The sequence below is a fragment of the Bradyrhizobium sp. th-b2 genome (assembly GCF_000426785.1).
GTDB classification, from domain to species: Bacteria; Pseudomonadota; Alphaproteobacteria; order Rhizobiales; family Xanthobacteraceae; genus Bradyrhizobium; species Bradyrhizobium septentrionale.
Window position 1 is genome coordinate 334,506 of the sequence record NZ_AUGA01000004.1, and the last position, 18,889, is coordinate 353,394.

The 18,889-nt window shown below is 65.2% G+C and carries 14 protein-coding genes; 8 read left to right on the forward strand and 6 right to left on the reverse strand.

Annotated features, from left to right (window positions below; translation table 11 throughout):
- Positions 1 to 10: 10 nt before the first annotated feature.
- From pqqD to K359_RS0108975, 4 genes are read left to right on the forward strand one after another with little or no spacing between them, the layout of a single operon-like run.
- Positions 11 to 319: a pyrroloquinoline quinone biosynthesis peptide chaperone PqqD gene (gene pqqD / locus K359_RS0108960; RefSeq protein ID WP_029079047.1), complete on the forward strand. Its 309-nt coding sequence runs from the start codon at positions 11 to 13 to the stop codon at positions 317 to 319.
- On the forward strand, positions 316 to 1,536 hold the full coding sequence (gene pqqE / locus K359_RS0108965; protein WP_029079048.1) for a pyrroloquinoline quinone biosynthesis protein PqqE: 1,221 nt from the start codon (positions 316 to 318) through the stop codon (positions 1,534 to 1,536). The genes pqqD and pqqE overlap by 4 nt, the downstream gene beginning before the upstream one ends.
- The gene (gene pip / locus K359_RS0108970) at positions 1,526 to 2,500 is read left to right on the forward strand and encodes a prolyl aminopeptidase (RefSeq protein ID WP_029079049.1); all 975 of its coding nucleotides are present in this window, start codon (positions 1,526 to 1,528) and stop codon (positions 2,498 to 2,500) included. Before pqqE ends, pip begins: the two co-directional genes overlap by 11 nt.
- Positions 2,501 to 2,531: 31 nt before the next feature.
- Complete coding sequence (locus tag K359_RS0108975; protein WP_029079050.1) at positions 2,532 to 3,356, forward strand: glutamate racemase; 825 nt, start codon at positions 2,532 to 2,534, stop codon at positions 3,354 to 3,356.
- A gap of 147 nt (positions 3,357 to 3,503) precedes the next feature.
- Here the strand turns inward: K359_RS0108975 and K359_RS0108980 are convergent, their stop codons facing one another.
- The 3 genes from K359_RS0108980 to K359_RS0108990 are packed head-to-tail and all read right to left on the reverse strand — an operon-like array spanning position 3,504 to position 8,587.
- Positions 3,504 to 4,697 (reverse strand): DUF1501 domain-containing protein, encoded by a 1,194-nt coding sequence (locus K359_RS0108980; protein WP_029079051.1) that lies wholly within the window; start codon positions 4,695 to 4,697, stop codon positions 3,504 to 3,506.
- Between the two features lie 15 nt (positions 4,698 to 4,712).
- Entirely contained in the window at positions 4,713 to 6,257 is a 1,545-nt protein-coding gene (locus tag K359_RS0108985) for a DUF1800 domain-containing protein (RefSeq protein WP_029079052.1), read from the reverse strand.
- 35 nt (positions 6,258 to 6,292) lie between these two features.
- Positions 6,293 to 8,587, reverse strand: a complete 2,295-nt coding sequence (locus K359_RS0108990) for a caspase domain-containing protein (RefSeq protein WP_029079053.1) — start codon at positions 8,585 to 8,587, stop codon at positions 6,293 to 6,295.
- A 193-nt stretch (positions 8,588 to 8,780) separates the two neighbouring features.
- Between K359_RS0108990 and K359_RS0108995 the strand changes: the two genes are divergently transcribed.
- From K359_RS0108995 to K359_RS0109010, 4 genes are all read left to right on the forward strand, one after another.
- Positions 8,781 to 9,452, forward strand: coding sequence for a DUF4286 family protein (locus K359_RS0108995; protein ID WP_029079054.1), 672 nt, complete (start codon positions 8,781 to 8,783; stop codon positions 9,450 to 9,452).
- A gap of 241 nt (positions 9,453 to 9,693) precedes the next feature.
- On the forward strand, positions 9,694 to 11,493 hold the full coding sequence (locus K359_RS0109000) for an FAD-dependent oxidoreductase (protein WP_029079055.1): 1,800 nt from the start codon (positions 9,694 to 9,696) through the stop codon (positions 11,491 to 11,493).
- The gene (locus tag K359_RS0109005) at positions 11,463 to 13,310 is read left to right on the forward strand and encodes a 2-oxoacid:acceptor oxidoreductase subunit alpha (protein ID WP_029079056.1); all 1,848 of its coding nucleotides are present in this window, start codon (positions 11,463 to 11,465) and stop codon (positions 13,308 to 13,310) included. Before K359_RS0109000 ends, K359_RS0109005 begins: the two co-directional genes overlap by 31 nt.
- A complete protein-coding gene (locus K359_RS0109010) occupies positions 13,307 to 14,362 on the forward strand; it encodes a 2-oxoacid:ferredoxin oxidoreductase subunit beta (protein WP_029079057.1) in 1,056 nt (351 codons plus the stop codon). Before K359_RS0109005 ends, K359_RS0109010 begins: the two co-directional genes overlap by 4 nt.
- 167 nt (positions 14,363 to 14,529) lie before the next feature.
- On the opposite strand, the gene K359_RS0109015 is transcribed toward K359_RS0109010, so the two are convergent.
- From K359_RS0109015 to K359_RS0109025, 3 genes are all read right to left on the reverse strand, one after another.
- Positions 14,530 to 15,726, reverse strand: coding sequence for an ABC transporter substrate-binding protein (locus tag K359_RS0109015; RefSeq protein WP_029079058.1), 1,197 nt, complete (start codon positions 15,724 to 15,726; stop codon positions 14,530 to 14,532).
- Between the two features lie 261 nt (positions 15,727 to 15,987).
- The gene (locus tag K359_RS0109020) at positions 15,988 to 17,532 is read right to left on the reverse strand and encodes a SpoVR family protein (RefSeq protein ID WP_029079059.1); all 1,545 of its coding nucleotides are present in this window, start codon (positions 17,530 to 17,532) and stop codon (positions 15,988 to 15,990) included.
- Entirely contained in the window at positions 17,532 to 18,803 is a 1,272-nt protein-coding gene (locus tag K359_RS0109025; protein WP_029079060.1) for a YeaH/YhbH family protein, read from the reverse strand. The genes K359_RS0109020 and K359_RS0109025 overlap by 1 nt, the downstream gene beginning before the upstream one ends.
- Positions 18,804 to 18,889: the final 86 nt, after the last annotated feature.

Genomic DNA, 18,889 nt, shown 5'->3' on the forward strand with positions numbered 1-18,889 from the left:
AACGAGATCAATGGCCAGCCGCAACATCAGCGTCAGCGAGACCAGCCGGCCGAAACTGCCGCGCCACACCAAGCTGAAATTCGACGAGACGCGGCAGGTCTGGGTGATCCTGGCGCCGGAGCGTGTGCTGGCGCCGGACGAGATCGCGGTCGAGGTGCTGCATCTCTGCGACGGCGTGCGCAATGTCGCCGAGATGGTGGACCAGCTCGCGGAAAAATACGCCGCGCCACGCGAGGCGATCGCGACCGACGTGATCGCCATGCTGCAGGATCTAGCCGACAAGGGCTTTCTCACCGAAGCGCGCGAGAGCACAGCATGAGTGACACGCTCGCCGACAACAAGACGACACCATCAGGCCCGAGCGACGGGCTCGCGGTGCTGCAAGGCGCCCGCTCGGCGGCCGAGACCTACGGCATCCCGCTCGCGGTGCTGCTCGAGATCACCCACCGCTGCCCGCTGCAATGCCCCTATTGCTCGAATCCGGTCGAGCTCGACCGCGGCTCTACCGAGCTCACCACCGACGAATGGAAGAAGGTGCTGAGCGAGCTCGCCGAACTCGGCGTGCTGCAGATCCATTTCTCCGGCGGCGAGCCGACCGCGCGCAAGGACATCGTCGAGCTGGTGCAGCATGCGACCGATGTCGGGCTCTATTCCAACCTGATCACCTCGGCCGTGCTGCTGACCAGGGACAAGCTCGCGGCGCTGGCCGATGCCGGCCTCAGCCATGTGCAGATCAGTTTTCAGGGCAACGAGCCCATCGTCGCCGATCGCGTGGCCGGGCTGAAGGACGCGCACAAAAAGAAGCTCGAGGTCGCGAAATGGACGCGCGAGCTTGAACTGCCGCTCACGGTGAATGCCGTGATGCACCGGCAGAACCTGCATCAGCTCCCCGACATCATCCAGATGGCCGTCGACCTCGACGCCGACCGGCTCGAAGTCGCCAACGTCCAGTATTACGGCTGGGCGCTGAAGAACCGCGCCGCGCTGATGCCGACGGTCGCGCAGATCGAGGAGACCAGCCGCCTCGTCGAGGAGGCGCAGGCCCGCCTGAAGGGCACGCTTGCGATCGACTATGTGGTTCCGGATTACTACGCGCTGCGGCCGAAGAAATGCATGGGCGGCTGGGGCCGCCAGTTCTTCAACATCTCGCCGGCCGGCAAGGTGCTGCCGTGCCACGCCGCCGAGAGCATCACCGGGCTCGAATTCGAATCGGTGCGTTCGAATCATTCAATCGCCTGGATCTGGCAGAACTCGGAAGCCTTCAACCGCTATCGCGGCACGGGCTGGATGCCGGAGCCGTGCAAGTCTTGCGAATTCCGCGAGGTCGATTACGGCGGCTGCCGCTGCCAGGCCTTTGCCCTGACCGGCGACGCCGGCAACACCGATCCGGCCTGTGCGCTGTCGCCGCGGCACGAGGAGATCTTCAAGCAGGCCGAGCAGGAATCCGCCGGCATGCAGAATCGTTTCCTCTATCGCAATTTTGCCGGCGGCACGCTGGAGACGGACGAACGCCAGGACAAACGTGATGGCGCCTGACGCCGACGTCGGCAAGGCCGCGAGGCGCGCCGATCCGTTTGCGCCCCTGACATCGGAATGGCTCGATGTCGGCCGTGGCCACAACCTTCATGTCGAGAGCGTCGGTCGCGAAGGCGGCGTTCCCGCGGTCTATCTGCATGGCGGGCCCGGCAGCGGCTGCCAGCCCGATCATCGCCGGCTGTTCGACCCCGAGCGCTTTCACGCCGTGCTGTTCGACCAGCGCGGCTGCGGCCGCAGCCGGCCGAAGGGCAGCCGCGACCACAACACGACGCAGCATCTGATTGCGGACATGGAGAAGATCCGCGAGCGGTTCGGCTTCGCGCGCTGGATGGTGGTCGGCGGCTCCTGGGGCGCGACGCTGGCGCTGGCTTATGCCCAAGCCCATCCCGACCGCGTCAGCGGCCTGGTGCTGCGCGCGACCTTTCTCGGCACCGCCGAGGAACTGGAAGACGTTTTTCTGCGCGCCTTGCCGCGGTTCTATCCGTCCCTCCACGAGGACTTCCTCAACTTCCTGCCCGAGGGCGAACGCGTAGCGCCGCTTGCGGCCTATTATCGTCGCATCCTCGATCCCGACGCCGCGGTGCATGCGCCGGCCGCGCGCGCCTGGCACGACACCGAGCGCACGCTGTCGGAGCATGCGCCGAAGCAGACGCGGCTTGAGCTCCAGAAAACATCGGGCGCCCTGCCCTCGACGCCGTTCATGGAAGCGCACTACTTCGCCAATGACTGCTTCATGCGGCCGAACCAGCTGATGGACGACGCCGGCAAGCTCGCCGGCATTCCCGGCATCCTGGTGCAGGGCCGCTACGATCTGCTGTGCCCGCCCGCAACCTCGCACGCGCTCGCCGCGCGCTGGCCGGGCAGCGAGGTCCGCATCATCGATGGCGCCGGCCACATCCTCTACGACCCCGGCATCCGTAATGCTGTGATGAAGGCGATCGCGGATCTGGCGTCAAAAGTGTGATCGACGCCTGGAGCCGTAGCTTGGAACCGCAATGACCGGTCAAAATCTTCACAGTCTGAGAAAGCCTGTTGCAGTGTTTGACGCGGGCATCGGCAGTTATGCGGCCGTGGCCGCGTTGCAGCGCGCTTTGCCCAAGCAGGACATCCTCTATTTCGCTGACAGAGCGAGCTTTCCTTACGGCAGCAAGAGCAGAGAACAGCTTCTGGGGATTCTGAACCGAACCCTTCGTTTCCTTTGCGGCTTCGATCCCGCCGCCATCCTCGTCGCGTCCAATGCCCCGTCGATAACCGTCCTGGACGACCTGAAGGATATGGTTTCGGTGCCGGTGTTCGGGGTGCACCCACCGGTGCGGGAAGCCTTGCAGCGCGCGAAGGAGCGAGACGTCGCGGTCCTCGGCGTTCAATCCCTTGTCGAAAGTGCGGAAATGCGGACGTTCGCTGCCGCCGAGGCCGGCGAACAGGTTGACCGCGTTCATCTCGTCAACGCTTCGCCGCTCGTGGAGCTGGTGGAGAGCGGAGCGTTCCTGTTCGACCACATCGGGGTGCAGGAGAAGGTCGACGCATTTGTCTCGGCGCTGGACGCACGACATCCGGGCATCGGAGCGATGACGCTGTCCAGCACGCATCTGCCCTGGCTGCGGAGCTTTCTGGAGATTTCAGCACCGGAACGGCCCCTCCTCGATCCTTTGGACAGCGTGCTCGGCGCCGTTGTGCCTTTGGCAGTTGAAGGCCAAGGGCAGATCCTGGGCCTGGTTACCGAGAACGACCGCTACACGGCAAACGACTTCCAGCGCATGCTCGAAAAGCTCGGGATCACTCTCCCGCTGCATGTCGTCTCGCGCCTGACCGAGGATTGATCGCGCCCGCCTCCGCCACCTGCACTATTTCTGAATAATAGAAGAATACCGTTGATTTGCCCGACGTGTCAAGTTGCCGTGTCGAACACCGGCAACCGACGGCTACTTTGCATGGGGTTGTTTTCGATATTTTGGCAGCGCGCCCCTTCAAACCAAATTCAGATCCTTCGGCTTGATGCCGGAGAAGATGCACTCGAGGCTCGGCTGCTTCAGGCCGTAGACGCGCTGGAGCAGGCCGGCGAAGAACGCCCGGTAGTCGGTCAGAACCGGATAGTCGCGGTTCTGGAACAGCGTCGCCTCCGCGACCTTGACCTGCTCGCCGGCCATGCGCCCGCCATTGATGCCGCCGCCCATCACCCAATAGACACTGCCATGGCCGTGATCGGTGCCGTGGTTGCCGTTCTCGCGGAAGGTGCGGCCGAATTCGGAGATCACGACCACGACCGTGTCGCGCCACATCGCAGGCCCGATCTCCTCGGCGAAACCGGCAAGGCCGCGGCCGAGCTCACCGAGGCGACTGGCAAGATAGCCGGTCGCGGCGCCCTGGTTGACATGGGTGTCCCAGCCGCCGACATCGACGAAGCCGAGGTTGAACTGCTCACGCATCAAGTGACCGATCCGCCGCGCCGACAGCTCGAAGCCCCGCGGCGACACCGCGCCGCGGTTCGCCGCCGTCATCTCCTCGGAGACGGATTTGTAGACATCGTCGCGGACGCGAAAACCTTCCGCAACCGCGTTCGCGAGGCTGCCCTGCTTGTACATCTGCTTGATCAGCTGCGCCTGGCGGTCGTCGACCCCGGGCTTGCTGACGCTCGCGATGCTGGTGTTCGGGACCTGGGCATGGCCGCGGAAGATCAGCGGCAGCTGGTCGGTGAAGGAGATTGGCCTCACCCGCGTCAGCTCGCTGGCCAGCCGGCTCATGAAGCCGGAGCGGTAGTCGCGGCTGCCGCCGACCGTCTGGCCGAGTTCGATCGTGTCCTGGGTCTCGAAATGACTGCGTGAGAGGTCGTCGGTACAGCCGGCGAACGGAACGAATGCGATCTCGCGTTTGGCCCAGAGCGGATAGATCGAATCACGCAGCGCCGGATGCAGCCCCCATCCGGCATCGAGCGCCAGCGCCGCGTTCGGATTGCCGGCATCGGGCCGCGCGATCGCAAGCGTCGGGCGCGTGGCGTAGTAGAACTCGCTGCCGACCGGCACGATCACATTGGCTGCGTCGTAGGCGCCGCGCAGGAACACGACGAGCAGGCGCGCATCGGTCGCGGGCGCCGCCCAGACCCGGCCGGCGACGGTGAGAGATGCGGAAGCAGCGAAGGCCTTGATCAGTTCGCGGCGGTTCATTGGCGAACCTCCCTTTCAGTGCATGAACTCCGGTGACGACAGGAACAGCGTGTTCCAGTCCTGCGGCGAGACCGCCTGGTCGAGGGCTGCGAGCGTGGTCGGGCTCAGCGTCTGCCTGATGGTGCTGAAGTAGAGTGCGTTCATGACCTGCGGAAACGCCGGCTGGTCGACAGCATTGGGCTCGTTCGGCTTGAACAGCCCGGCCGAACCGGAGCCGATCGCCCGCGCGATCTCGAAGCGCAGCATCATCTGCCCCGGCCCGTTCCAGGCCGTCGACAGCATCGAATAGCCGTCAGGCGTCTCGTGGTTGAACAGGCCTTCCGACAGCCGGTTGAGCCAGCCCTGAATCGGCATCGTGTTGAGAATGACCTTGGTGTCGTAGGCGAGCCGCACCGCCGAGATCACGTAGAGCACCGGATCCTTGAACTTGGCGCCATCCTTCAGCGTCGCGCTGAACTCGGGCGCATGCACCAGCGTCGACATCACGGCGGCGATATCGCCGTCGGTGTTCTGGAAGGTCTGCGCCATGCGCTGCACCAGCGCGTCAGGCGGATTGTCGGACACGAAATAGGTCGCGAGCTGCCTTGCGATATGCGTGGCGGTGGCTGGGTGACGGCAGAGGATGTCGAGGGCTTCGTCGACCTCGGCAAGGCCGCGGCCCTTGATCTGATGGCCGAGGAAGGTCTTGTCGCCATAGTCGTGGCGCGCCGGATTGAACTCGAAACCGCCTTCACGGACCAGCTGGGATTGCAGCTCCGGCTTCAGCTTCGGATCCTCCGACGCGAAGTCGACGCCGACGCCGGTGAGGATGCGCGCCAGCGCCTCGACGTCGGCCTGGGTATAGCCGGAGCCGACGCCCATTGTGTGCAGCTCCATGATCTCGCGGGCGTAGTTCTCGTTGAGGTGGCCGGCCGCGTTGTCGGCATTGTCGAGATAGCGCAGCATCACCGGATGATGCAGCGTCGCGGCGAGCAGGTCGCGGAATTTGCCGAGCGCATGGTCGCGGATCGCGTGATCCTCGTAGTCGCCCAGCAGCACGCGGATCACGGCCTTGTACTGGAACACGTTGAAGTGGTTGAACCAGAACCAGGTCATGCGCTCGCGCAGCTGATCCGGCGCATAGAGCGCGCGCAGGATGGTGCGGGCCGCGGCCTGCTTGACGCGATCGTTCATGCCCTGCTGGAAGACCGTCTGCGCCGCCCTGCGCTGCTCGGGATCGGCGACCTGGTTGGCCGATTTGGCCTGCAGGTCGAAAGCGACCGCGATATCGAACGGAAAGCGATGCACGTCGGGCATCGCCTCGATCTGCGCACGCACCGCCGGCGGCAGCGCGACATTGGCCGGGTGCAATTGCTCCTGCAGCCAGCGTTCGACGCCGACCTCACGCAGATGCGCCGCGCTCGAGGCGTTGACGCCCCAGCTTAGGCGATCGAGCAGCGCTACGTCCTGCGCCGTGAGTTCGGCCGCCTGTGCGGGCTGGCGGCACGCCACCAGCCCGATGATTGCACCGATCAGGAATTTCGCGACGCTCTGCGACCCGAGCGAGGCCGTGATGCTCATGGATGCTGACCTGCTCCGCGCATGACGTCACGCCCTCAGTGTTTGCACTTGCCGGGAGGACAGGCCGGCGCTGCCCGCGGCGCGGGCGCGGGCCTTGGCGGCGCCGCCATCCGCGGCGGCGGTGCTGCGCGTTGCGCCTGCACCGCCGGACGCGGCGGCGGCGGTGGTGCAGCGCGCGGAGCCGGTGCCGGACGCGGCGGCAAGGCTGCGGCGCGCGGCGGCGGCGCTGCGGCACGCGCCGGCGCGGGCCGCGAGACCGGTGCCGGCGACACCGCGGCATGCGCGGGCGCCGACCGCGCAGCCGGCGTCGGCCGTGGCGGTGTCGCGCGGCTCGTCGGCGACGGAGCCGGCGTGGGCTTCACATTGCTGGTCGGTGCCGTCGCGGCATGGCTGAGCGGTTGCCTGCCCGGCTTGCCGGCCGACGCGGGCGACGCGGGCGCGTTTGCCGCCGGCGCAGCCGTCGGCTTGGCCGGAGGCGCAGGTTGCGCATTGGCAGGCGCCATCGCGGTCGCCGGCTTGCCTGGCGGGAGCGCATTCGGCTTTGCGCCGGGTTGCCCGACGCCGGGTTGCGCGGCGCCCGGCTGCACGGCGCCATGCGGCGTCGCGTTGGCTGGCGCGGTCGCCGACTGCGGCAGCGGCGGGCCATTCTTCGCGCCCGGCAGAGTGTGCGCACCCGGCGCGCCCGGTGCGGTTGGCGCGCTCATCGCATTCGGCGCAGCCGCAGCGTTCGGCGCAGCGCCAGGGGCTCCCATCGCCGCGCCTTGTGCCGGCGTCACGCCTTGCGGCGCGCCCGGCCGTGTCAGATTGGCGCGCTGCATCGCCGCCGCCGGCAGTTGCGGTGCCGCCGTCACCGGCGCGCCGCCCATCGCCGCCGTCACCCCAGCGGCATGGAGCTGCGCCGGCGTGGGGTTGGGATTGTTGATCACCGTATTGATGACCGTCGTGTTGTGGATGTTGTTGAACACGATGTTGTTCTGCGGCGGCATCACATAGGCCGGCGCGGCGACATAGGCCGGGATCGCCACGAAGAACGGCGTCGGCAGCACGAACAGGCCGATCGGCGGCGGTGGTGGCGGCAGCACCACGAAGTCCGGCGGCGGCGGCGGCAGGAAGAACACCGGCGGCGGCGGAGGCGGCGCGAAGGCGAACACCGGATCGCTGTAATAGAGCACCGGGCGGTCGACATAGACGATCTCGTCGGGCGGCGGCGGCGGCACGTCATAGTCCAGCACCGTGAACTGCGGCGGCGGCTCCAGCGCGGCCGACAGATAGGCGAGCCGGCGCCGGGCGTCGTAGGCATGCGGCCCGCGCGGATAACGCCGCAGGTACGACCAGTACGCATCGGGCGTGTCGGCGTTGTAGGTACGCCGCCAGGTGATGGCCTCGCGCCGCGCCGCGACGATCGCGCGCACCCGCTTGGCCAGCGGATCGTTCGGATAGGCCTGCAGATAATCCTCGTAGCCCTGCAGCGTGTCGCGCTCCAGCGCCGCGGCGTAGGCATCCTGCGCCGGGAAATCGCGGATCGGCTTGGTACGCAGACCGGCATCGACCTGCTGCGGCGGCGCATCCGGCTTGCGCTCGAAGAACATGAAGGGCGCGTCGACCTTCTGGGCATTCCAGGGGATCTCGGCGCCCTTGGTCATTTCGTTGACGCGCAGGCGAACGCGGTCGAAGACCTCGGGCAGGGTCAGGCCGCCGGCGCGGATCATTTCTGCCAATGCCTGCGCGTAGGGCCCGTAAGGCGGCGCCCCGTCAGGCGCGACGGTACCGGGCGCCGAGTTGAAGGCGATCAGCATCTTCGGATCGGGATCGACCAGCGCAAGGCCACCGGCCAGCGGCTGGCCTTCCTTGGCGAACGGATTGCTGCGCGCGGCATCGAGCACGATCACGCCGGCCTTGATCGGCAGCGCCGACAGCTGATGGCTGTAATCCGAGATGCGGATCGCCTCGACCGGCACGTCGGTGTCGCGGGCGATCTTGGCATCGACCGGCACGAAGTAATTCTCGCCGGTCAGCTGCACGCCGTAGCCGGCGAGATAGACGAAGGCGACGGTGTTCGGTCCGGCGTCCTGCACCTTCTGGATAAAGTCGCGGAACGACTTGCGCAACGTCTCGCCGTCGAGATCGCGGGCCCCGATGACGTCGAAGCCGGCGGCCTGCAGGGTCTGCGCGATCAGGCCGGCATCGTTGGCGGCCGTCTGCAGCGCACCGGCCTCATAGGCGCCATTGCCGACCACCAGCGCGAGGCGCTTCTCCTGATCCTGCGCGTGCACGGGAAGCGACGCGAGCGACACCAGACCGACAATCAATGCCCACAGAATGCGTGCCATAGCGGTCGTCCCTTTGCTTCTCGAGAGTTGGCGAAACGAATGGAAATGCTACCTCTGTGAACCCGCGCTGAACAGGATTGCAGCAATTGTGGCAATCCTTGGTATGCACGCTCTCGGGCACTGGGAACCTGCTTCCCCGGCCCGCGTGATCAGGCGATATTGCGCAGATAAAACAGGCAAAAAGGAGCACTCGATGCCGATCGCCGGACAAGGCATGCTGCTGACGTCGATGGATATCGACAGCTTACACGAGGCTGAATTCAATCGCTGGTACGATCGCGAGCATCTCGAAGAACGCGTCGCCATCGACGGATTCGCGGAAGCCCGCCGCTATGTCGCCCATGACGGCAAGCCGAAATATCTCAGCCTCTATTCGACCGCGACCTTCGACGTGCTCGAGAGCCCGGCCTACCGCACGGCGCTCGCCAACCAGACCGACTGGTCGAAGGCCAATATCGCGCGCTTTCAGAACATGATCCGCGGCGTTGCGCGCATCACGATCAGCCGCGGCGTCGGCAGGGGCGCTGCGCTCGGCATCATCCGGCTGCGCCCGCCGGCCGACGGCGCGGACAATCTCCGCGCTGCATTGCGGGAGCAGCTCGATCCGGCATCGCGCGACGGCATTATCTCGATGCACCTGCTGGAGAACGACCCTGTGCTGTCGAAACCGCTCACTCCGGATGCGGCGACGGCCGATCCCGGTGCCGGCGACTGGTTCGTGCTGATCGACGCTACCGATGTCGGCGCGGTCCCTGCGGCCGCTGCTGCGATCACCGGCAACGCAGCCTTGAAACCGCTGGTGGTCACCAGCGGCGTCTACCGGCTGCTGTGGGATATCGCGAAGAGCGACCTTCCGCGCGGATGACGGTAGGTCGTGGCGGTGCACGCATGCTGCACCGCCACATAACGCAATCGAGATTAACGCTCTGAGCACATCAGCCGCGCGAAAGCGGATGATCGGGCAATTTAGCCTTTGCCTTCTCTGGAACGGCTCTAATAAGATAAACCTATGATCCAATTCAAAAACCAGAACAACGCGACGTGAGCGTTCGTCGTCAACGATAAGGCCGCGCGGTCAGGCTTTTTCGCGCGGGTCAAAGGTAGGAATGAAACCGACTGATATCTCGGCGCCGGATTACTTTCATAAAGTAGTCGATTGCCAATGGGCCTGCCCCGCACACACCCCCGTTCCCGAGTACATCCGGTTGATTGCTGAGGGGCGTTACAGCGACGCCTACATGATCAATTGGCAGTCCAACGTGTTCCCGGGGATTCTGGGGCGCACCTGTGACCGTCCATGCGAGCCGGCGTGCCGCCGCGGCCGAGTCGAGGAAACTCCGGTCGCGATCTGCCGCCTGAAGCGCGTCGCCGCCGACTTCAAGGACGACATCAAGCATCGCCTGCCGAAGCCGGGGCCGAAGAACGGCAAGCGCATCGCGCTGGTCGGCGCCGGCCCCGCCTCGCTTGCGGTGGCGCGCGATCTTGCGCCGCTCGGCTATCACTGCACCGTGTTCGACGGCGACCCCAAGGCCGGCGGCATGATGCGGAGCCAGATTCCAAAGTTCCGCCTGCCCGACAGCGTGATCGACGAGGAGACCGACTACGTCCTCAACCTCGGTGTCGAGTTCAAGGGCGGCCAGCGCGTCGACAGCCTGAAGCAGCTTCTCGCCGAGAACTACGACGCGATCTTTGTCGGCTCGGGCGCGCCGCGCGGCCGCGAGCTCGACATTCCCGGCCGCAAGGAGGCCGCCGCCAATATCCATATCGGGATCGACTGGCTGGCCAACGTGTCGTTCGGCCATGTCGACAAGATCGGCCGCCGCGTCATCGTGCTCGGCGGCGGCAACACCGCGATGGATTGCTGCCGCACCGCGCGCCGCCTCGGCGGCGAGGACGTCAAGGTGATCGTGCGCTCGGGCTTCGAGGAAATGAAGGCCTCGCCCTGGGAAAAGGAAGACGCGATCCACGAGGATATCCCGATCCTCAATTTCATGGTGCCGGTGGCGTTCAAGCACGTGGCCGGCAAGCTTATCGGCGTCACCTTCCAGAAGGTGCGGGCCGAGTACGACGCCAAGGGCCGCCGCGATCTGGTGCCCTCGGGCGAGCCCGACCAGACCATTCCCTGCGACGATGTGCTCGTTGCGGTCGGCCAGGAGAACGCGTTCCCCTGGATCGAAGCCGATTGCGGTATCGAATTCGACAAGTGGCACATGCCGAAGGTCGACCCCAAGACGTTCGTCTCGACCAATCCGAAGGTGTTCTTCGGCGGCGACGCGGCGTTCGGGCCGAAGAACATCATCTGGGCGGTGGCGCACGGCCACGACGCCGCGCTTTCCATTCACAAGATGCTGTCCGGCGAGGACATCAACGAGCGCCCACTGCCCGAGGTGCACATCTCCTCGCAGAAGATGGGCATCCACGAGTGGAGCTACGACAACGACATCTCCGCCGACAAGCGCTTCAAGGTGCCGCATCGCGACAAGGTGATCGCGCTGAAGGACATCCGCGCCGAGGTCGAGCTCGGCTACGACCTCAAGCTCGCGCTCGGCGAGGCGCAGCGCTGCCTGAATTGCGACGTGCAGACGGTGTTTTCCGCGCCGCTCTGCATCGAATGCGACGCCTGCGTCGACATCTGCCCAATGGACTGCATCACCTTCACCGAAAACGGTGAGGAGGATGACCTGCGGCAGCGGCTGAAAGCCCCCTCGCCGCATCACGACCAGGCGCTTTACATCGCAGAAGGCCTGAAGACCGGGCGGGTGATGGCAAAGGACGAAGACGTCTGCCTGCATTGCGGGCTGTGTGCCGAGCGCTGCCCGACCGGCGCCTGGGACATGCAGAAGTACCTCATCGATATGGTTCAAGCGGGATCAACATGTCAGTCCAAAGCCCGATCAGCAGCGTAAACGACTTCGTCGTCCGTTTCGCCAACGTCAACGGTTCGGGCTCGGCGTCGGCCAACGAGCTGTTCGCGCGCTCGATCCTGCGCCACGGCGTGCCGGTGTCCCCGCGCAACATCTTCCCCTCCAACATCCAGGGTCTGCCGACCTGGTATGAGGTGCGCGTCACCGAGGAGGGCCATCTCGGCGCCCGCGGCGGCGTCGACATGATGGTGGCGATGAACCCGCAGACCTGGGACAAGGACGTCGCCTCGATCGAGCCCGGCGGCTATCTGTTCTACGATTCGACCAAGCCGATGCCGACGTCGAAATTCCGCGAGGACATCACCGTCATCGGCGTGCCGCTGACCGCGATCACCAACTCGACCTACACCGATCCGCGGCAGCGCCAGCTGTTCAAGAACATCATCTATCTCGGCGCGCTCTGTGCGCTGCTCGACCTCGACCCCAAGCTGGTCGAGCAGCTGATCGGCGAGCAGTACAAGGGCAAGGAGAAGCTGCTCTCCTCCAACGTCCATGCGCTGCATCTCGGCCGCGACTGGGCGCTGCAGAACCTGAAGTGCCCGACCGGGCTCCGGGTGAAGAAGTCCGACAAGGTCGGCGATCGCATCTTCATCGAGGGCAACAGCGCGGCCGCGCTCGGCGCCGTCTATGGCGGCGCCACCGTGTGCGCCTGGTATCCGATCACGCCGTCGTCATCGGTGGCGGAGGCCTTCACCAGCCACTGCAAGAAGTATCGTCACGATCCCGAGACCGGCAAGGCGAAGTACGCCATCGTGCAGGGCGAGGACGAGCTCGCCTCGATCGGCATCGTGATCGGCGCCTCCTGGAACGGCGCGCGGGCCTTCACCGCAACCTCCGGCCCGGGCATCTCGCTGATGACCGAGTTCATCGGCCTGTCCTATTTCGCCGAGATCCCGGCCGTGATCATGAACATCCAGCGCGCCGGCCCCTCGACGGGCATGCCGACCCGCACGCAGCAATGCGACGTGATCGCCTGCGCCTATGCCTCGCACGGCGACACCAAGCACGTGCTGCTGTTCCCGGAAGATCCGGCGGAGGCGTTCGAGTTCGCCGCCGCCGCCTTCGATCTCGCCGAGCGGCTGCAGACCACGATCTTCCTGATGCTCGATCTCGACATCGGCATGAACCACCGGCTGTGCCGCCCGCTGAAGTGGGATGACGCAAGGCAATATGACCGCGGCAAGGTGATGACCGCGGAGATGCTCGAGGAAGGCCGCGACTTCGGCCGATATCTCGACGTCGACGGCGACGGCATCCCCTATCGGACCTATCCGGGCACGCATCCGACCAAGGGCTCCTACTTCACCCGCGGCACGTCGCGCGACCGCTACGCGCGCTATTCCGAGGAAGGCGCCGTCTACGCCGACAACATGCAGCGCCTGGTGCGCAAGTTCGAGACCGCGCAGGACATGGTGCCGCGGCCGCTGCAGGCCAATGCGGCGAAGCCGACCAAATGCGGCGTGATCTATTTCGGCTCGACCTCGCCCGCGATGGACGAGGCGATCGGAATCCTGGAGTCGCGCGGCCATCAGCTCGACCGCATGCGCATCCGTGCCTTCCCGTTCCACTCCAGCGTCGCGAGCTTCATCGCCGATCACGACTTCGTCTATGTGGTCGAGCAGAACCGCGACGCGCAGCTCCGCCAGCTGATCGTCAACGAGAACGGCATCGACCCTGTGCGGCTGGTGCCGATCCTGCATTATGACGGTACGCCGATCACCGCGCGCTTCATCGCCAATTCGATCGGCGACCACCAGGATCATCTCAAGGTGACCCCTCTCCGCAAGGCCGTGTCATGACCTACATTGCAAAGCCCAAATTCCATCATCCCGGCCTGCCGAAGAACGACCTCGGCTACACTCACCGCGATTACGAGGGGAAGATCTCGACCCTGTGCGCCGGCTGCGGCCACGATTCGATCACCGCCTCGATCATCGAAGCCTGCTACGAGCTCTCGATCGAGCCGCACCGGGTGGCGAAGATTTCCGGCATCGGCTGCTCGTCGAAGACGCCGGACTATTTCCTCGGCAATTCGCACGGCTTCAACTCGGTGCATGGCCGCATGCCGTCGGTGCTGACCGGCGCCAACCTCGCCAACCGCGACCTGATCTATCTCGGCGTCTCCGGCGACGGCGATTCCGCCTCGATCGGCTTCGGCCAGTTCGCGCATTCGATCCGGCGTGCCGTCAACATGACTTACATCGTCGAGAACAACGGCGTGTACGGCCTGACCAAGGGCCAGTTCTCGGCGACCGCCGACCGCGGCTCGAAGTCCAAGAAGGGCGTCACCAACACCGACAATGCGATCGACCTGGTTGCGATCGCGCTGCAGTTAGGGGCCACCTTCGTGGCGCGCAGCTTCTCCGGCGACAAGACCCAGCTGGTGCCGCTGATCGCGGCCGCCATTCGTCACAAGGGCGCGTCCTTCATCGACGTGATCAGCCCTTGCATCGCCTTCAACAACCACGCCGGCTCGACCAAGAGCTTTGACTATGTCCGCGAGCACAATGACGCGGTGAACCGCCTCGACGTGCTGGTCGGCCGCGAGCCGATCAGCGTCGACTACGCGCCGGGCACCGTGCAGGTGGTCGAGCAGCATGACGGCACGCGGCTCGCGCTGCGCAAGCTCGACGCCGACTATGATCCGCACGATCGCCTCGGAGCACAGACGTTCCTTCAGAAACATGCGGCCAAGGGCCAGATCGTCACCGGTCTGCTCTATGTCGATCCGGACGCCGAGGATTTGCACACCCATCTCGACACCGTCGAGACGCCGCTCAACACGATGGACGAACAGGCGCTTTGCCCCGGTTCGGCCGTGCTGGACAAGATCAACGCCAGCCTACGCTGAGCACTCGGTGTCGTCCCTGCCTAGTGCGCAATTGCGCACGGGAGCAGGGACCCATAACCACCGATGCAGATTGTCGAGCTACGCTGGAACGAGGAGTCCCGTTCACAACTGAAGCCGCAGCGTATGGGTCCCTGCTTTCGCAGGGACGACAGCGGAGTTGGTGACGGCTACTTGTCGCTCAGCACATCGCCGAACAGCGCCCAGGACTTGCCGTCGAACCGCGCCATCTGGATCTGGCGGATCGGCGTCACATTGTCGGGCTCGGTCTGCACCTTGATGCCCGGCAGCAGCATCGGCAGTTCGAGCGCCTTCAGATTGGTGGCCTGCCTGATGATGTTGTCGCGGCTGTAATCGCCGTTGCAGTTCTTCAGCACCGCCGTCATCACCTGGGCGACCGTGTAGCCCTGCACGTTGAAGAGATCGCCCGGGCTCGCATTCGGCTGGTACTTCTTCATCCAGGCCGAAAACTCCTTCTGCGCGGGATCGTCGGCCCAGCGCGGATCGGTCGGGTCCTTCAGATAAAGGCCGGTCACGACGCCGATGACGTTCTCGAGCCCGGCCGGCTCCAGCACGGCGGAGACGGAGTTGGAGACGGTCGGCAAGATGGTCAGCGGCTTCCAGCCCATGCTCGCCGCCTTGCGCAGCGCCTGGGCTGCGAATTTCGGCGTCGCTTCGGCGAAGAACACGTCCGCACCGGACTCGCGCATCGTCACCATCTGGGAATCAATGGTCGGGTCGGTCGTGAGGTAAGTGGTCTCCGCGACGATCTGGCCGACATGCTCGCCAAGCCCATCCTTGAAACCCCTGAGATAATCCTTGCCGGCGTCCTCGTTCGGCGTGATGACGGCGATCTTGGCGTCCGGCTTGGTCTTCAGGATGTATTTTGCGTAGAGCCGTCCTTCCAGTTCGTAGGTCGGATTGAAGCCGACCGTCCACGGGAACTGCTTCGGGTCGTTCCAGCGCGTCGCGCCGGAGGACACGAACAGCTGCGGCACGTGCTTGATGTTCAGATACTTCTGCACGGAGATGTTAGGCGCGGTGCCGACCGCGCTGAAGATCGCGAGCACCTCGTCCTGCTCGACGAGCTTTCGGGTCTGCTCGACGGTCTTCGACGGCGAATAGGCATCGTCGAGACTCTCGAAGTCGATCTTGCGGCCGTTTATGCCGCCCTGATCGTTGAGCATCTGGAAATAGGCGGCTTCGGCGCGTGCGATCGTGCCGTAGGCCGATGCCGGGCCGCTATAGGGCGCGGTGTTTCCGATCCTGATCGCGGTGTCGGCGGCAACGGACGGTGAGATCGACGCGGCCGTGAGCGCGGTGAAGGCGAGAAAGCCCGCCAGGCGGGAGCGAGTTGACAAGGGCATATCCTTTTCTTGGTTTTCTTGACGCGGCGCACATTATCAATCGCGCCTGCGCAGGCAATCGCCAAGAAGCTCCAAGAGGAGCGCTGCGCAATTTCCGCATGCCGGCGATCACGTTCGCGCGCGGAACGCTCGCGCTTTCAACTCCGGAATGTTGCCGGGATGTTCATGATGTGAGCCCTCGATAGAAATGAAGGTTCACCAAGCAAGACAGGCATTCCGCGCGGCGGTCGGCGCCGCGCTATCCGTTCGCTCGTGTTGTCCTCAAGCCGCGACCGCAGCCGCGCGCGGGCTGACGACGTATTCCTTCAGCACCTTGTCGGTGCCGTCGACTTCGGTCAGCGCGACGTCGTAGGACCAGAGATCGGCGAGATGCTGCAGCACGCGCCGCGTGTCGGTCTCGTTGAGCTGCGCGCCCTTCACGGTTGAGTGACGCAGCATCAGACGGCGGTCACCGTCGAGATCGACATCCACGACCTCGATATTGGCGTCGACAAAGCCGACGTCGTATTGCCGCGCCAGCTCGCGCCTGACCCGGCGGTAGCCACGCTCGTCATGGATCGCATCGACCTTGATCCCCTGGCTTTCCGCGGGGTCGTCGTGCAAATGGAACATGCGGAAGCGCCGGATCAGCGCCGGGCTGAGGAACTGGCTGATGAAGCTTTCGTCGCGGTAGTTGCTCCAGATCTCGCGCAGCACGCCCTCGACGTCACCCTTGCCGGCGATGTCGGGGAACCATTCGCGGTCCTCGTCCTCCGGCGTCTTCACGATCCGCTCGATGTCCTGCATCATGGCGAAGCCGAGCGCATAGGGATTGAAGCCGGAATAGCGGCGGTCGTCGAACTCGGGCTGGAACACCACATTGGTGTGCGACTGCAGGAATTCAAGGAAATTGCCGTCGGTGAGCCGGCCCTGCTGATGCAGCCGGCTCATGATGCGGTAATGGACGTAGGTCGCGGTGCCCTCGTTCATCACCTTGGTCTGGCCCTGCGGATAGAAGTACTGCGCGATGTGGCGCACGATGCGAATGAGCTCGCGCTGCCAGGGTGCGAGACGCGGCGCGGTCTTCTCGAGGAAGTAGAGGATGTTCTCCTGCGGCAAACCGAGCAGCGCGTGGCGGCGCTCGGCGGTGAGCGCGGCCTTGCTCTTGGCCTTGGTGTTCGGCACCGTCCGCCACAAATCGTTGAACACGCTTTCCTCGTGCTGCCGGCGCTCGCCGGCGCGCTTCTCCTCGGCCCGCAGGTCGAGCGTCTTCTTGCCGGGATAGCGGTCGACGCCATGCGACATCAGCGCATGCGCGGCATCGATCGTCCGCTCCACCGTCTCGCGGCCATGGCGGTCCTCGCAGACCGCGATGTAGCCCTTGGCGAATTCGAGATAGTCGAGGATGCCGTCGGCGTCGGTCCACTGCTTGAACAGATAGTTGTTCTTGAAGAAGTGATTGTGCCCGAACGCCGCGTGCGCGATCACCAGCGTCTGCATCGTCGCCGTGTTCTCCTCCATCAGATAGGAGATGCACGGCGAGGAATTGATCACGATCTCATAGGCGAGGCCCATCAGGCCCTTGCGATAGGAGGCTTCCTGGAAGGCGAACTGCTTGCCGAACGACCAGTGCTTGTAGAACAACGGCATGCCGACCGAGGAATAGGCGTCGAGCATCTGCTCGGCGGTGATCACCTCGATCTGGTTGGGATAGACGTCGAGCCCGAGTTCGGTGCGCGCGACTTTCTCGCAAGCGTCGTGAATCCGCTGCAGCGTCTGGAAATCCCAGTCGGCGCCCTCGAACAGCCGTTCGCCGGAAGAACCCATTACGCTACCCTTTCCTGCTTGCTGCGGCGCTTGAACAGGTCCTGGAACACCGGGAAGATCTCGCCGCGCTCGCTCACCTTGCGCATCGACAGCGGGGCGCCCTCGTTGCGGAGCCGCTCATAGAGCGTCCAGAGCGAGGAGTCGGGCATGTCGAAGGTGTAGTTGGCGGCTTCGCCGACCTCGAGATAGGCGAAGAACTGGCAGACCGGCAGGATCTTGTCGGTCAGGAGATGGCCGGTCAGCCCGCTGTCCGACGTCATGTTGTCGCCGTCGGAGGCCTGGGCGGCGTAGATGTTCCAGTCGGCCGGCCGGAAGCGGGTGCGGACGATGTCGTTCATCGCAACCAGCGCGCTGGACACCAGCGTGCCGCCGGACGCCGGCCCATGAAAGAACGTATCCTCGTCGACCTCCTCGGCGCGGTCGGTGTGGCGGATGAACACGATCTCGACGTGCTTGTAGCGCCGCTTCAGGAACACGTAGAGCAGCATGTAGAACCGCTTTGCCAGGTCCTTCATGTGCTCGGACATCGAGCCGGAGACGTCCATCAGGCAGAACATCACGGCCTGCGCCACCGGCTTCGGCACCGTCTCGAAGCGGCGGTAGCGGATGTCGATCGGATCGATGAACGGAATGCGCTTGACCTTGGCCTTCAGCGCTTCGAGCTGCGCCACCAGCTCACGGCGCCGCGTCTCGTCATCGCATTCCGCAAGCTCGGCCTCGAGCGCCTCGAGCTCGTCCTTGCGCGGCCGGCGCAGCGCCACACGTCGCGCCAGCGCCCGACTCACCGTGCGGCTGATCGAGATGTTGGCGGGCGAGCCCGATGTCGCATAACCCGCGCGCCGGAGGCCCTCGCTCTCGGTTTCCGCGAGCTTGCGCTTTTCAAGGTCGGGCAATTCGAGGTCGTCGAGGAAAAGGTCGACGAACTCCTCGCGGCTGAGCACGAAGCGGAAGGCGTCCTCGCTGTCGCCCTCGCCGGCGCCGGAGCCCTTGGCACCGCTCTGGTTCGGGCGCTGCAGCCAGTCGCCCTCGACGAACTTCTTGTTGCCGGGCAGCACCATGTCGCGCGTGCCGCCCTCGCGCCGGAACCGCGGCTCGTCCATGCCGTCCAGCGGGATCGTCACCTCGCCGCCCTCCAGGACATCCTTGATGTCCCGGTCCTGCGACGACTTCTTGACAGCCCCCTGCACCAGCGCCTTGGCGCGCCGCAGGAAACGCTGACGGTTCTCCAGGCTCTTGCTACCCGGATTCAGCCGCCGATCGACGATATGCATGACCACTTTGCATCTGCCTCGCGCCGGATGCGATCATCACCAGTCGCATCGCATTCTTATTGGACGGGACGGAACGGAACGGAGAG